At 59.3% G+C, this 15,160-nt stretch carries 11 protein-coding genes; 8 read left to right on the top strand and 3 right to left on the bottom strand.

The annotated features are described in order from the left end of the window. Positions 1-85: 85 nt before the first annotated feature. The 6 genes from KQI84_12545 to KQI84_12520 all read left to right on the top strand — a co-directional run bounded on the left by KQI84_12545 (position 86) and on the right by KQI84_12520 (position 5,065). Positions 86-799 (top strand): DUF4190 domain-containing protein, encoded by a 714-nt coding sequence (locus KQI84_12545; protein ID MCB2155707.1) that lies wholly within the window; start codon positions 86-88, stop codon positions 797-799. A gap of 18 nt (positions 800-817) precedes the next feature. Further along, positions 818-1,321, top strand: a complete 504-nt coding sequence (gene coaD, locus KQI84_12540; protein MCB2155706.1) for a pantetheine-phosphate adenylyltransferase — start codon at positions 818-820, stop codon at positions 1,319-1,321. Positions 1,322-1,520: 199 nt separating this feature from the next. Beyond that, complete coding sequence (locus KQI84_12535; GenBank protein MCB2155705.1) at positions 1,521-2,264, top strand: hypothetical protein; 744 nt, start codon at positions 1,521-1,523, stop codon at positions 2,262-2,264. 199 nt (positions 2,265-2,463) lie between these two features. Then, the gene (locus KQI84_12530; protein MCB2155704.1) at positions 2,464-3,888 is read left to right on the top strand and encodes a B12-binding domain-containing radical SAM protein; all 1,425 of its coding nucleotides are present in this window, start codon (positions 2,464-2,466) and stop codon (positions 3,886-3,888) included. A gap of 50 nt (positions 3,889-3,938) precedes the next feature. Then, the gene (locus tag KQI84_12525; GenBank protein MCB2155703.1) at positions 3,939-4,403 is read left to right on the top strand and encodes a PaaI family thioesterase; all 465 of its coding nucleotides are present in this window, start codon (positions 3,939-3,941) and stop codon (positions 4,401-4,403) included. A 20-nt stretch (positions 4,404-4,423) separates the two neighbouring features. Next, a complete protein-coding gene (locus tag KQI84_12520; protein MCB2155702.1) occupies positions 4,424-5,065 on the top strand; it encodes a hypothetical protein in 642 nt (213 codons plus the stop codon). Between the two features lie 2 nt (positions 5,066-5,067). Here KQI84_12520 and KQI84_12515 read toward each other — a convergent pair whose 3' ends face one another. Further along, positions 5,068-5,961 carry a hypothetical protein gene (locus tag KQI84_12515; GenBank protein ID MCB2155701.1) on the bottom strand — a complete coding sequence of 298 codons (894 nt, stop codon included), beginning with the start codon at positions 5,959-5,961 and terminating at the stop codon, positions 5,068-5,070. A gap of 18 nt (positions 5,962-5,979) precedes the next feature. Here KQI84_12515 and KQI84_12510 point away from each other — a divergent pair, with 18 nt between their 5' ends. After that, complete coding sequence (locus tag KQI84_12510) at positions 5,980-6,645, top strand: HAD hydrolase-like protein (GenBank protein MCB2155700.1); 666 nt, start codon at positions 5,980-5,982, stop codon at positions 6,643-6,645. A gap of 153 nt (positions 6,646-6,798) precedes the next feature. Next, positions 6,799-10,920: a protein kinase gene (locus KQI84_12505; GenBank protein ID MCB2155699.1), complete on the top strand. Its 4,122-nt coding sequence runs from the start codon at positions 6,799-6,801 to the stop codon at positions 10,918-10,920. Here KQI84_12505 and KQI84_12500 read toward each other — a convergent pair. Continuing rightward, entirely contained in the window at positions 10,917-14,099 is a 3,183-nt protein-coding gene (locus tag KQI84_12500; protein MCB2155698.1) for a serine/threonine-protein kinase, read from the bottom strand. The two genes, KQI84_12505 and KQI84_12500, sit on opposite strands and share 4 nt — an antisense overlap. Positions 14,100-14,187: 88 nt before the next feature. After that, the gene (locus KQI84_12495) at positions 14,188-15,141 is read right to left on the bottom strand and encodes a MerR family transcriptional regulator (protein ID MCB2155697.1); all 954 of its coding nucleotides are present in this window, start codon (positions 15,139-15,141) and stop codon (positions 14,188-14,190) included. Positions 15,142-15,160 lie beyond the last annotated feature (19 nt).

The following is a 15,160-nucleotide window of genomic DNA, read 5'->3' as shown; positions in this document are numbered from 1 at the left end:
CAGTGGAAGGGAATGCCTGTCCCCCTGGGATTGATGCCTTTGGCATTCCGATTACCGGAGAATTCTCCGCATTCGAGGATTGAGAATGATCAAGTGTACGGTTTGCGGTTATGAGAATAAGGACGATGCGAAGTTCTGTCTGAACTGCGGGTCGCCCATTAAGCATGAGAAGGTCAGCCAGGCGATCGATGACGTCTCGGAAGAGCGCACGGTCCTGCTCGACCCGGAATCGCTTCGCAAGAGAGCCGAAGAAGATTACAAGAAGGAACACGATGAGCAGGCGCCTCCCCCGGCCGAACCGCCGGCAGAGTCGCCGCCTCCTCCGCCGGCTCCGATGGGCGCTCCTCCCTCGCCACCGCCCCCTGTGGGTGCTGGTCAGGCGGCCGCTCCGCCGCCGAGTCCTGCGGCTCCTCCGAAGCCTCCGCGCCCGACGGGTGCTCCTCCCCCGCCGAGTGGGGGCGCAGCCCCTCCGCCGCCAGGAATGGCTCCTGCTCCACCGGTTGGAGGCGCCCCTGGCAAGACGAACGTTCTCGCGATCGTCAGCCTGATCACCGGCATTATCGCTGTGATCGGTCTGTGCTGCTATGGCGTCGGCGGCTTGGTCTTTGGCCTGGTTGGCGCGATCACGGGCTTCCTGGCCCGCAAGCAGATCGCAGAGAGCAACGGCATGGAAAGCGGAGACGGAATGGCCTTGGCCGGCATGATCTGCGGCGCCGCGTCGGTCGTCCTGGGAATCATCGGATTCATTCTCTTCGTGGTCCTGGGCGTGGCTGCAAACATGGGTGGCGGCGGCTACTAACGGAAGAGTTAGACTGAGATGACTGAACTCACTCCGCGACCCCGGGTAGCAATGTACCCGGGGTCGTTCGATCTTCTGACGAAGGGGCATATGGACCTGATCGAGCGGGCCCACGGGCTGTTCGATGAGCTGTATGTCGGCGTCGGCGTAAATCCGCGAAAGAAGGACTGGCTGTTTTCCCTGGAGGAGCGGCTGTCGATTCTGAACGAGTGCACCGAGCAATGGCCAAATGTCAAACCTCGCAAGATGGAGGGCTTGACGGTTCAATTCGCCAAGGAGATCGGCGCCCGGTTCATTATCCGCGGCCTGCGCGCGGTGTCGGACTTCGAGTTTGAGCTTCAGTTGGCGCTGATGAATCGGAGAGTCGAGCCGGCGATCGAGACGATTTTCCTGCCTAGTGAGGCCCGCCACATCTTCCTGTCCTCGAGCATGATCCGAGACATCTGGCGGCACGGCGGAGATATCGCCGAGTTCGTTCCCGAAGCAGTGCTAGTGGCTTTGAAAAGAAAACGGCGGCACTGACCTGTTTTTGTGCACCATTTTGTCGGCCGGGCGTGCAGAATTGCGAATCCGCGATGCTGGGAAATAAACCCTAATTGCCGATTTCGGCCACTTTTGCCCCGTGTGTAGCGGTGGTTCTCTTGACAGATGTATGGCACGGCTCTAGCGTATTGAAGAAGAAACTGTCGATATTTTCGACGCAAGCGAGCAGGTGAGAATCATGGCCATTCGATCCGCCCGAGAGTCCTTCTCGAAAGACGATGTAATCGAAATTCTGCGGCGCAACGTGACGTTGTACAAGAACGAGCCGGAATTCGTCGAGTATATCGTCAATTTGGCGCTGTATCTGATCGACCAGGCATATTGCCTTGGGGGCGAACGCTCCAGCGATCTGGAGTCGGTCCTTGAGCACTTCGAGATCATTCGCGAGCGCCGGGGCGCCGATGACGATGAACTCATCGAAGATGTCGGCGAATCGCCGACACGCAAGCTGCTTTCAGAGATGATTGAGCCGGTCATGAAGGCCCCTCCCCCTCCGATGGAGGAGGAGGAGATGGATATGACCACCGACCAGTTGCGTGCCCTGGAGTTGCAGCGCCTCCGGCATGAGCAGTCGCCAAAGGAGAAGCGGGCCCAGAAGGAAGACCGGGACGCCGGTTATGCCGAGCCGGATACGGAGCGGTTGGCCGCGCAGGACTTCGAGGACCTGGGCGAAGACGACGAGCCGCGCACGAAGCGGCTCTTCTCCCCCGGCGCCCTGACCCCCATTCCCGAAGGTGGGCTGGGTGGCAAGCACGCCAGCACCGAGAAGCCCAAGATCGAGGTGAACCAGAAGGGCCAGACGCGAGTCTATCGCGTGGTACGGTCCTACAGCGCTACCGATGGCGATACGCTCGTCTGTCCGATCTGTGGCACGGACACGAAAGGCGATCGGCGCTGCCCCAGTTGCGGCCATATCATGTAGGCAGATGCCATTGAATCGATTTGAAACAGGGCCCGGGTAATGTCCCGGGCTTCTTGTTTTGTCTGTTGTTCCGGCAAACCATCCATGAATCGGGGCACCAAGGTCCTTGACCTCCGTTGGGCACGGCAATAGCGTCCGGCGGTGTTGTTTGCGGGCGTCGGTCGGTTTGCGCCCGAACTTACAGGGATCCGCCGCTTGAATGAAGAAGCCTGAACGCGCATTGTTTATCGTTCCTCCAACGGGACGATTTATCCGCGAAGACCGCTGTCAAACCCCTATCGAGAAACTCCGCACCGTCGCGTTGCGCCCGCCCATCGATCTGATGTACGCGGCGGCGTGCTTCGAACAGGAAGGCGTCGAGTGTCGCCTGGTGGATTATCCGGGCGAGGAATGGGGCTGGGAGCGCCTGGAGGCGGACCTGCGCGAGTTTAAGCCCAACGCGTTGATTCTCTCGATCACGACGCCGTCCTTCGACGACGACATGAAGGCGGCAACGCTGGCAAAGAAGGTCGATCCCTCGATCACAACGATCGCAAAGGGCGCGCACTTCAATACGCTGGATGTGCAGTCCCTGGAGCGCTTCCCCGATCTCGATCTGGCCCTGCGCGGCGAGTATGAGATGACCTGCCTGGATCTCGCCCGCGGAATGGAAACGGCCGACGTCGCGGGGGTAACCTGGCGCGATGGCGAGCGCATCGTGCGGAATCCCGCTCGCGGATTGCCGGACAACTTGGACGAGATTCCCTTTCCCGCCCGGCACCTGGGAAACAACGCGCTCTACATCCGCCCCGACGTGGAGCAGATGCAAACGACCCTGGTGACCAATCGTGGTTGCCCCTTTTCCTGCACCTACTGTCTGGCGAACCAGGTCAGCGGCCTGAAGAATCGCTATCGCTCGGTCGAGAACGTGATGGCCGAGATTCGCGAGTGCGTTCACAAGTTTGGGATCCGGAATTTCCTGTTCCGCAGTGACCTGTTCACGCAAAACAAGAAGTGGGTGATTCGCCTCTGCCAGTCGATCATTGACGAGGGATTGGACATCTCGTGGGCGTCGAACTCGCGCGTGGATACGGTGAATCCGGAAGTGCTGGAGTGGATGAAGAAGGCGGGGTGCTGGATCATCGCATTCGGCGTTGAGAAAGGCGACGATGAGGCCCTCGAGAAGATTAACAAGAAGGCCACAGTCGATCAGGCGCGGGAAGCGCTGCGCATCACGCGCGAAGCGGGCATCAAGCGCTCCATGTACTTGCTGTTCGGCCTGCCTGACGACGATCGCGACACGCTGCAGAAGGACATCGATTTCGCCAAGGAAGTGGATCCCGACTTCCTGGAAATCTTCTATCCGTATCCGTTCCCGGGGACGGCGCTTTACGAAGAAGCAGTCTCGAAGGGCCTGCTGACGGACGGCGAGATTCCGAAGGAAGCCTACGGAATGCCGGCCATGCCGACGACGAAGATCCCCATCGAGGAACTGGCGCGTCTTCGTACGTGGGGACTGCGCCGGTTCTACATGCGGCCGCGTTTTGTCGCGCGCACACTGATGGGTGTCTCGACGATGCGCGAGTTCAAGAATTTCGTAAAATACGGCGCGTTTCAGTTGAAGGACATCGTGGTACGAGGATAACCGCCTTTCTTTAATCGAACGAAACTTGCGAGGACGTTGGAGAGAGACGCATGGCGAAGACGAACTTCTTCAATTTCATCAATGCCCGCACGGTTCTGCACGAGCCCGGCCATTGCGTTCAGCAAGTGGATATCAAGCCGGAATTCCTGCAGATGCTGGGCGTTGTCCATGGCGGCCTGATTGCGGCGCTGGTGGATGATGCGATTGGCGAGGCAATGAACGCGATGCTGGATCTCTCGCAGGAGATTGCCCTGACCTCGCAGCTCCAAATCACCTACTTGTCTTCATGCTGCGACGGCAGACTGACGGTGGAGGCGCGTATCCTGAATCGGGGGCGCACAACGGGCTATGGTGAGGCCATTGTCTCGCGCAAGTCCCCCGAGGGCGAAAAGGTTCTGGCCCGCGGGAATGCTCTGCTGATTCGCAAGAAGCGTCGTTCGGATAATCCCCTGCCGGATGAACTGGCCCGGGAGTGGAAAGATCGGTCGATCGGGCCTGAATCCGACGCGAACTAATAGACGCCGGGTGCAATGAAGTGAAGGCGAACGTTTCTCCAGAAATCAAAGCGACTCCAAAATCCCAGTACTTTATTTACGCCGCCTATCTGCTCGGGATGGTCTCTCTTGTTATCCTCGGGTTCATCAGGCACGAGGGCGACGATTTGCGCGATGCGTTCCGTGAGGATGGCCTGGTCGAAGTCCTGGAGTCGGTCAACTTCACACTCGCCGCAATTCTCCTCGGCATTGCGACAGTGATGGCCTGGAAGGCCGATCGCCGCATAGCCTACCCAATGATCTTCCTGACAAGTGCCGCGCTCTGGGCGGCCAATCGGGAAATGGATGGGGTTTGGGAAGGGCTTGAGCTCGATATCGTCTACGACACGCTGCGCGTTGCCTTCGCCCTGCCGGGGCTTGCTGTCGCCATCTTCAAATTCAAGGACTGCTGGTCGTTCTATCGCAGCAACCTGAAGAGTGCCCCGATCATCATGATGCATATCATGGCAGGCGGTTACATCTTGGCGCAGATCGCCGGCAAGACGTTGGCGACACTGGATGCTCCGCGTGAGTACAAGCGCGCTACCGAGGAGTCCATCGAGGGCGTTGCCGGGACTTTCCTGCTGTTTGCGGCCATCGAATTGATTTTCTTCATCCGCCGCGAGTTGCGCGCAAAGCGCTGAACTCACTCCTCCGATTTGTGCAGGAACCTCGTCGTCATCCCCCAGATCACGATGCACAGGATGAGCTTCGGAATGGCCAGAATCAGGTATTGCGAGAACATGAAGGCGGTCATCGCCCAGCGAGGATCATCGACCAGGTTCAGGTTCAGCAGCCACTTTCGGAAATCGCCCGTCAGCCAACTGTAAATCGGATCGACGCCAAGGCTTGTCGTTGCCGCCTGAATCGCCAGGATAAAGACAACCAGCGGAAAGAGCGCCCAGAGGCGCGCGTTCGTTCGCAGCCCCAGATAGAGCGCGACGAAGCAGATCAACGCGCCGTTCAGCGATCCTTCGGCAAGAATCCCGGCGACCTGAAACACAGGACGCCAATCGATCGCCCCGGGTTCCTGGGCGAAGAAGCTCTGAATGAAGCGCGGCGAGAGGACGATGCCCGTGTATCCCATCAGGATCAGCGCGGAAACAAAGAACGGGACGGCGATGATCCCCCACAGGAATTCCCCCGGCGTCAGGAAGGTCGTGCGGAAGGAACTATACAAGCCCATCGGGCGAAAGCTGACCAGCGCGCGCCAGACCATCATCGCGGGCAGAATAGTGCTCGGCCGAACGACGTGTCCGATCAGGAGATTCAGAAATCGCGAGAAGGGAGTGCCGGCAAGAATAACAAGCCCGCCGGCGATCCGTGCATGGTAGGCGTAGACGATTGCGCCCAGGACAAGCAGCACCATTCCCAGATAAGTAAACGGACGGGCACGCCAACGTCGGAACTCTGCCCGAATGACCGGATTGAACACCTTGCCCCGTGAGCCCGGAGACGGGATGGTGCTCTCGTCGACCAGCGGAGTACCGTAGTACTCGTTCGGATCGATGTCCGGCGGAATAGGATTGGAGTGACTCACCGACAAGGATAGAACCCCGTGAAACCCTCTGACAGTCTGATCGTCTTCGATCTCGATGGTACGCTGGTGGACGCGTTCGGAGACATCCGCGCTTCCGTCAACCAGGCACTGGCACGTCGCAATCTGCCAACGCACGACATTGAAGCGATTCGCGGTTTCGTTGGCAATGGTCTTCGCAAACTGTGCGAGCGCGCGACCCCGCCGGAAGCACGCGATCAGTTGAACGAGATCCTGGCCGAGACGCGCGAATACTACGCAAAACACCCGGTCGATCACGCTCGCCTGTATCCGGGAGTTGAGAAGCTGCTGCTGGACCTTCGCAGGCTTGGAGCAAAGACGTCCGTGCTCAGCAACAAGACCGATGAGCTTGTCCAGATGATTGCCGCCCACCTTGGCCTGTCTGATCTGGTCGATCGCGTGCTTGGTGAACGAGCGGGAGTCCCGATCAAGCCGGACCCGGCCGCACTGCACGAGTTGCGGGACTTCTTCGGGGCGAAACTGGTCGTACTGGTGGGCGATGGACTGCCGGATGCCAAGGTCGCGCAGCGCGGAGGCGCTCACTTCATCGGGGTCGGCTGGGGAATCGAGCCCGCCCCGGTGCTTGAAGGCTTCGGGACAGTTGTCGATGAGGTGCCGAGGATCTATGACGTTGTGCAGCGCCTGCTCGAAGATTGCCCGGAATAGCAGCCTCCCGAGATTCCCAAAATCGCCTGTGGGGTGCCGGAACCTGCAGTCGACGCAATACACGATTGCATCCCGGATGGTTTTGGAACATCCTTCTATGTCGCTGTGCGCCGGTAGGGGCCTAGCTGCATAGTGGGGGGATCGACACGTCCGATGGGTCCGGAAAACCAGGAGGCAGCCGCGCGCCGTAAGTCGCGGACGACTCGCAATCGACGCACTTCTCGTCTGCCTTTTGATAAGGACCAGATGCAGACGTTGGCTGCGCTGCGTCCATCGGACACTCTGAGCTGGAGTCGATCCGACCGGGAAGGCTACGCGGAGGAGGAAGAAGACACGGCGCTGCCGCTGCGCGCGACGGTCACTGTCGTCGAGCGCGACACGTCACCCTCCGCGGTAGCGGCAATGGAGTCGCTCCCGCCGGTGCGATTCGACGCGACGCCGGCCGACTTCGTTCTGATCCGGAAGATCGCACAAGGTGGCCAGGGCGAAGTCTGGGAGGCGTGGCAGTCGAGCCTGATGCGCCGCGTCGCCGTGAAGCGCCAGACCAGCGGCAGCATTCGCGATTTCCTCCAGGAAGCCTACACGACCGGCGAACTGGATCACCCGAACATCATCCCGATCTATGAACTCGGCCGCACGGAAGTGGACGGCACGGAGCGTCCTCTGCTGGCCATGAAGATGGTCAATGGCCGCCCCTGGGATCGCGAAATCGAGGAAGACAGGAAGAAGAAGGACTTCAATTTCGACCTGCATCTGTCGCGGCATCTGCGCGTTCTGCTGGATGTCTGCCACGCGGTCGAGTTCGCGCATTCCAAACATGTCATCCACCGCGACCTGAAGCCCCAGCAGGTGATGATTGGCGATTTCGGCGAAGTGCTCCTGATGGATTGGGGCCTGGCAATGAGTGTGAAGGACCCCGGCGACACGCAAGCCGGCGTGAACCTGCCGAAGTTCCGAACACGCGACAAAGCGATGAATCGGTGCGGCACGCCGGTCTATATGGCGCCGGAGCAGACCGCGGAAGATACGAATGAACTCGGCTTCGCCACGGACGTGTACCTGCTGGGTGCCATTCTCTTCGAGATCGTTGCGAACGTTCCGCCGCACGAAGCGGAAACTGCGGAAGAGGCCTTTGAGCTGGCGATGACGAACGAAGTCCTGCCTCTGCCGCAGGACTGCCCGGAGGCGCTGCGCGCCATCATCGACAAAGCTCTGAATGGCAATCCAACAGCCCGGCAGAAATCGGTGCGCGAATTCCGCGAGGCGGTTGAGGATTATCTGACCGGCGCGAGTCGACAACGCGAGAGCCGCGAGATCGCTCGCGACATCAGCCGCAAACTGGCGATCAGCGGCGTTCACGATTACGACGAGTTCGCGCAGATTGAGCAGAACCTGGCGCGCGCGACCAGCCTCTGGCCGAACAACCCGGCGGCGCTTTCTCTCCAGGAAGAAGTCCGCGCGGCGCACACGCGACTTGCGCTGAAACACGGCGACCTCTCGCTGGCGAAGACGCTCGTGCGGGGTCTGTATTACAAGAAGAATAAAGAGCCCCTCGAGCAGCGGATTCACGAAGAAGAAGACGCCATCCAGCGTCAACATCGCCAGCGCCGTCGTCTGAAAATGGCAATGATGACGGCGCTGGGCATTATCTTTATCGGAATGATGGGCGTGGCGGTTCGAGAGAAACTGAACGCTCACCGCGAGGCCCAGTTGCGTGAGGCCGCCGAAGTTGCAGAGGAACAGGCGATCGAGCAGAAGAAGATCGCGCAGGATAGTCTCACGCTGGCTGAAGAAGAACGTCGGCTGGCCCAAGAGAATCTGGCCCGCGCCGAGGAGGAGCAGTATTTCGCTTCGATCGGGTTCGCCGATTCAGCGATTCGCGATGGGCGCTACGATGTAGCGCGCATGACCTTGTTCGATGCACCCGCCCATCTGCGCCAGTGGGAATGGGGGCGTCTCATCTGGCGCAGCCATCCCGATTTGATCACGCTCTCCGGACACGGCGATCGATTGTTGAACGCAGAATTCAGTATGGATGGTGCGCGCATCCTGACTGCGGCCGCGGATCGAACGACTCATGTCTGGGACGCAATCACTGGTCGCGAACTGCTCGTTCTGCTGCGCCGCGATGCATTCCTCGAAGGCGCGACACTCAGCCCCGACGGCGAGATGATTCTCGCGAATTACCAGGACAATACGACCAAGATCTGGGAGACGCGCACTGGCGAACTGCTGGCGACAATCACCGGCATGTTTGACTGCCGCTTGAAGGGCCAATTCAGCCCGAATGGAGATCGGCTTGTCCTGACGTCGTTCGGCGAGGCGAAAGTCTGGAGCGTTTCGCTGAAGCGCGAGATCATGACGCTGCAAGGCCACATCAACGTCGTCAACAGCGCGATGTTCAATGCCGATGGCACGCGTATCCTGACCGCGTCGCGCGATAACACGGCGAAGGTCTGGGACTCCGAGACGGCCAAGTTACTTTACACGGTTCCGGAGCGATCTGCGTTGATGCAACTCGCATCGTTCAGCCCCGACGGGCGCTACATCGTAACGACTTATCAAGACAACAGCGCAGCCATCTGGAAGACGACGACGGGCCAGCCGGTCTCGAGGCTGGTCGGCCATTCCGACTGGATCACCGGAGTGAGTTTCAGTCCTGACTGCACGCAGATCGTTACGGCGTCTCGCGATCGCACGGCGCGCGTCTGGGATGTGATCAGCGGACAGCTTCAGCAGACTCTGATTGGGCACTCGGATGCCTTGCGCGATGTGTGTTTCAACAACGCGGGCGATCGGATTCTGACGGCATCGGCGGACAGGACGGCCCGGATGTGGGATGCGGAGAACGGCAGCGAAATCGCCGTCATGCGCGGGCATCTGGGTCCGCTCGTGACGGTTTCCGTCAGCGCGGACGACGAGCGCATTCTGACCTCGTCGGAAGATGGTTCGGCCCGCGTCTGGAACGTCTCGGCGATTCGAGGACGCCAGGTTGTGGAACGTTCCGCGCGCATGGTCGAGAAGGCTGTGACGAGTCCCGACGGGAAGTTCATGGTCAAATTCTCGCCGCACTATCGACCGGAGGGCGCGGAGGAACCGGCCATCGTGATGGACCTCGACAAGGGCATCGAAATCGCCCGCCTGGAAGGTCACTTGCACGGAATTCTCTCTGCGGCATTCAGCCCCGACAGCCGACGAATCGTCACGGGATCTTGGGATTCCACCGCCAAGATCTGGGATACGAAGACAGGCAACGTGATCGTGACGCTCGCTGGGCACTCCTCCGAAGGCGTTCGTTCGGCCAGGTTCAGCAATGATGGAACGCGCGTCGTGACGGCATCGAACGATCGGACGGCAAAGATCTGGGATTCCATCACCGGTAAGCTGCTCGTCTCGCTGGAAGGTCATACTTCGTGGGTTACGAGTGCCGCATTCAGCAATGACGACAAACGGATAGTCACCGCATCGGGCGATCACATGGCCCGCGTGTGGGATGCGACGACGGGAGAAGAACTGGCGCTGCTGACCGGGCACTCGGACGAGGTCCTGAGCGCATCTTTCAGTCCCGACGATCATCGCGTCGTGACGGCGTCCTCGGATGGCACGGTCAAGATTTGGGATCCCGACAGCGGTCGCGAGATACTGACGCTCGGCGAAACCAATGGAACGATCCTGCGGGCGCGCTTCAGCGAAAACGGCACGCAGATTATCGCTTCGGTCGAGGAAGACCAGGACATTATCTGGGATACGATTTCCTGGAAGAGGAGCGACGACCAAATCGGACCGCCGTGCATGACGGTTGCGGATCGCGTCGAATACTGGAAGCGCCTCGAACGCCTGAAGGCTCGTGTCGAGCCCGCCGACGTGCGGTGGTTCTACGAAGTGGTTCCTGGCGACGCGCAACCGATGTCCTCGTGGGAGAAGACGAAGATCGAGGAGGGCACCCCGCTGCACTTCATCGTGAGAATGGGGCGCAAAGATGATGGTCACTTCGTGTTCATCGCCGGCAGCACGCACTCGCTCGGTGATTGGACGCCCAACACGACTGCACTGAAGTACAAGGGACGCGTGGGAGGCGGGCACCTCTGGGTCTTCGATACGAAGTTCGAAGAGATGGAGTTCAAGTTCACTTACGGACGTCCCGGAGCGGACTGGCCGGGAACGGAAGAATGGACCGGCGGCCCGAATCGTGTGCTGCCCGATCCCGCTGTCACGGCGTTCAAGGGCAAGAAGGGCGACATCTACGTCGTCTACGATTTTGGCACGCGAAACTAGCCATCCCTTTCCTCAAGCATAGCCAGTCGCTTAGGTTCCCACTTGGCGAGAATGTCTCCCAGTCCGTGATCGATCAGTGCCCATTCGAGCGGCGGAGTCAGCATCTCTTCTTCATCCTGAAGGAAACGCCATATCAACTCCGTCCCTCTTTCTTTGTCCCCAAGTCTTGTGTATGCGATTCCAATCCAGACAATTTCCTCGCGATAAGGAATCTCTCCGGTTTCATCGAAAAGATTGATCACATTCTGCCATTCCTCCGCACTCTTCGATGAACCTTCCGACTGCAGCGCAACGCCAACCTGATAAAGAATCAACACTGACTGGTAGCGTCCTTGGTTGCTCTCGCTGAGCGAGTCGAAGTCAATCTCCAGCATCCGGTCGCGGATCTTCCCAAGCATGTCGTGGTGCATCTCCGGATTCATATATTCCGTGCTGTAGTAGAGAGCTCGGACACGGCGTGAGTCAGAATCCAGCCGTTCATACTGCTCCTCCCACTGGTGCTGGATTCCTTGCGCCTCCTGATCGCGTCCGAGGCGCGTCAGTACAGCGTAGTAGTCGCCGCGTGCCTGCACGGCATGCCGAACCTCGTCGTCCAACTGGTCGACGATGAAGATGTACTCCTTCAGATGAGCGGCCGCTTGCTCCCAGTTGCGAGACCGCACGTACGCGTCAATAAGGTCCTCCTCAAGATCGGCTGTTTCTTCATGGACGACACCGTATGCTGACTTGGTCGATGCGAGATCTTTCTCGCCGTACTCGGCGGCCTTTTCATAATTTCGCAGATCGAACTCCACGTAGAACAGATTCTCGCAGATCCATTGCAATTCCGGATTTCCCGGCTCCAAGTATCCCAGGTGAAGTTCGTAGGATTCCTGCAGAAGCTCGCGTGCCTTCTCCCAATGGCCGAGCTCCATGTGCTGAAGTCCCAGGTTTGCAATGGTGACGGCCAGATCGGGACTGCGCGGATCGCGATAGAGCCTCTTCAAACGCACTGCTTCTTCAAACTTCGCGATGGATTCTTCCTGGCGGTCGGTTTCCGACAGAAGAATCCCCCAGTTGTTGTAGCCATAGCTCAGGTCCTCGAGGACTTCATTGCGTTCCTCAATCGTCTCCGCGTCGTCCAGACGCTTCTGATCCGCATGAATGGCCTCCAGCAATTCCTCCTCCGCCTGATCGTACTCCTCAAGATCAAGAAGTGCCATCGCTTTGCCCAAACGAACGCCGTTCGGGAAATCCTTCTGTCTATCAGGGTAGAGTTCCAGGATTTCGAGCGACTTCGTATACATCTCCAGGGCAGTCTCGGTATCCTCGCGTGTCTTTGCCGCCTCGGCGAGTGCCGAATACGCGCGGGCAGTATAATACGAGTCCGGCGGAAATCTCTCCAACGCTTTCTGGTAACAGAGGTTGGTCAACTTCTCGCCCTCCTCCCATCGTCCGAGGCTGAACAATGTCGAGGCTGTTTCTGCCATGGTCATGATCAGCAATCCGGCGATCTCATCATCGTCGCGACTCAAGTCCATATCCGAGTAGTATTTGAGGACCTCCATCGCAACGCTCTCGGCGATTTTCTGATCTCTGGCCGATTGCAGATCGAGGTCGCGCGTCAGTTCCTCGAGCATGGCATTCGTGAAATCGTATGACTTATCCGCACGATCGGCCATGGCCTGGTTGCGAGCCATCACAACCGCATTCTTCTGGTGCACAACGGAGAGGAAGAAGGCCGTCGATATAAGGACGACGATGAGTAGGGCGAACGCCGCCGCAATGGCGCGCCTCCTCTGCTTGTCCTTTCGCGCCTTCGTCGCAACGGCCAGATCGATTCGGTTCTGCATTTCCTCGCGCGTTCTTGCATTCTCAAGACGGGGAATCTGCAGCGAGGCCAAGCGGTAATCTTCGGATTCGATCGCCAAGACGCAGAGGCGCTGCAGAAGATCCTGCTCGATCGCATGCACCTTCGGATTCTCTGGCCATAGCGTCCTGGCCTTGTCCAGACGGTTCAGTGCTTCGTTGAATGGACGGTAGTGCTGCTCGTTTGTAAAATCGAGCTCCGCGACATCCGCGGTGATACTCCGCGATTCCGCCTTCCGGGTTTCGCCGGTCAGGAAAGCCTCCAGCCGCTCGCGAAAAAGGCCCGCATTCTCGAGGCGTTCGCTCGGCTGCGGGCGCAGACAATCCATGCAGAGACGATCCAGCTCTTCCGGTACTGGGAAGTCTGGCTTGCGAACACTCGGAGGTTCAATCCGACACTGACTGGCTGCAACAAATGCGAACTGCGCCGTGGGCGCCTTGTGAGGGTGCTCGCCCGTGAGGATGTTATACAGCGTTCCCCCCAGCAGGAAGATATCCGTCGCGTAGTTCAACTCGCTGGGATCTTCGTGCGTTTGCTCCGGCGCCATGTAGGCCGGCGTGCCTGCGGGCGAGGAAGCATCCTCGCGAAGAGGAAGAACATTCGGATGTCCCTCCAACTTTTCGGACTCCGTCGGATCGCCCAAAAAGATGGCCAGTCCCCAGTCCATGAGAAGCACTTCACCGTAGCTTCCCAGCATCACCTGCGAGGGTTTGAGATCGCGGTGTATGATCTGTCGAGAGTGGGCATAGTCCAACGCATTCGCCACATCGACGAGGATGTTCAGGTGCTTTGCCAGGTAAGTATCGTACGGAAGAGCACCCAGGTCTTCCCGCAGAACATCATCCCACGGACGACCTTCGACGAGTTTCATCCCGATCAAAGGAGAGGCATTCTCATCGAAACCCAGATCGTGAATCGGAACGATGTTTGGATGTTCCAGTTGTGCCGTGATGAAGGCCTCGCGTTCGAAGCCGGCAACAATGAAATCCACTTCATCCTGCTCGGCAAACTCGATGCGACCCGCCCGAATGCGCTTGATCGCAATGGTGCGATGCAATGACTCCTGGCGAGCGGACCAGACTTCGCCCATTCCGCCCTGGCCGAGGCGCTGCATCATTCGATACGAAGGACCATTCCTCCGCGCTCCAGTCGATCCCGAGCCCGAGGGTTTGGAAGTCGATTGCGTCAAACACCAGGAGGCTGTGCGCTCCACCACCATTCGTGGAAGCAAAGTCGTCGGTGTGCCCGTGACGGTTGCGCCGACGTAAGTGAAGCCGGCGTCCTCCGTCAAATCGCCAGGAGGAACAACGCCCTCATTGTTGTTTGCCATGAGCCGATGCCTGAGAGAGAATGATATGCGTCTTTGTACATATCAGGAACCGGCGGTTGTCAAGGACAGGGGAGGAACGACTCCAAGCCTAGGCAGGTACGCTGGCGCTTCGGGCTTTCAGCCAATCCTGAAAGTCCTGGAGCACAGTAATCACGGTGATTCCGGGGACCTCACCAGGATCGGGCGCGCTTTCTCCTCCGCAGACAAGTTCCACTTCAGGATGAAGTTCTCTCCGGAGTGCGGTCAGATGCTCTCGAACCTGTGCCTTCGGCATCGTCGCAGATGCGCTGATCGCTACTATGGGAGCACCCGACTGTCGAACAGCTCGAGCAATTTCATCCGGGGGCGAGGAGGCGCCGACATAGATGGCCCGGCAATCCGCCAGCGTCACGACCGTAGCCGCCATCTGCAGTCCGAGATGATGCAACTCGTCAGGCAAAGTTGCGAGGACGACCTTCGGCCCGATCGTCTGTTCGTTGCGTCGCCTCCAAATGGAAGAGAGGAAATCGCCCAGGCGCTCGCCTGCGAAGTGCTCGTCGGCAATCGACAGTTCGCCGGAGGCCCAACTGTCCCCGACGCGCTTCAGAAAGGGAGCCGCGCGCTCCTGCAGAAACCGCATCGGCCCCAACCGCCCCCATGATTCCAGGAACCCGGAAGTCAGCGTGAGCTCATCGAACCGCACGGCCGCGTCGATCCAATCCTCGATCACTGCCAGGTCCTGCCGGTCCAGTTCGCTTCCGGATTCCGTGATGTAGGTTGGCAGTTCGCTCTTTCGACGCCCTGCGCGCAGCATTGCGCGCAATTGGTCGAGCGGCATCGCGGCAACCTGGCTGGCACGATAACCGGCCTGCAACGCCCTCGCCGCAATCTGCAGGCGCTCGACTTCATCCGCCGCATATCGACGGTGCCCGGACGGAAGCCGAATGGACTGGGGCGCCCCGTAGCGGCGCTCCCACATGCGCAGCGTGTCGATGCTCAATCCCGTCTCGCGGGCAACCTTGCCGATGCTCAGTAGCTTCTGTTTGGGCGACTTCGGGGTCATGAAAGGTTTCCTCGCGGAG

Source organism: bacterium, assembly GCA_020444065.1.
In the GTDB taxonomy this organism is placed as follows: domain Bacteria; phylum Sumerlaeota; class Sumerlaeia; order SLMS01; family JAHLLQ01; genus JAHLLQ01.
This window is presented reverse-complemented; position numbering and strand designations above follow the sequence as displayed.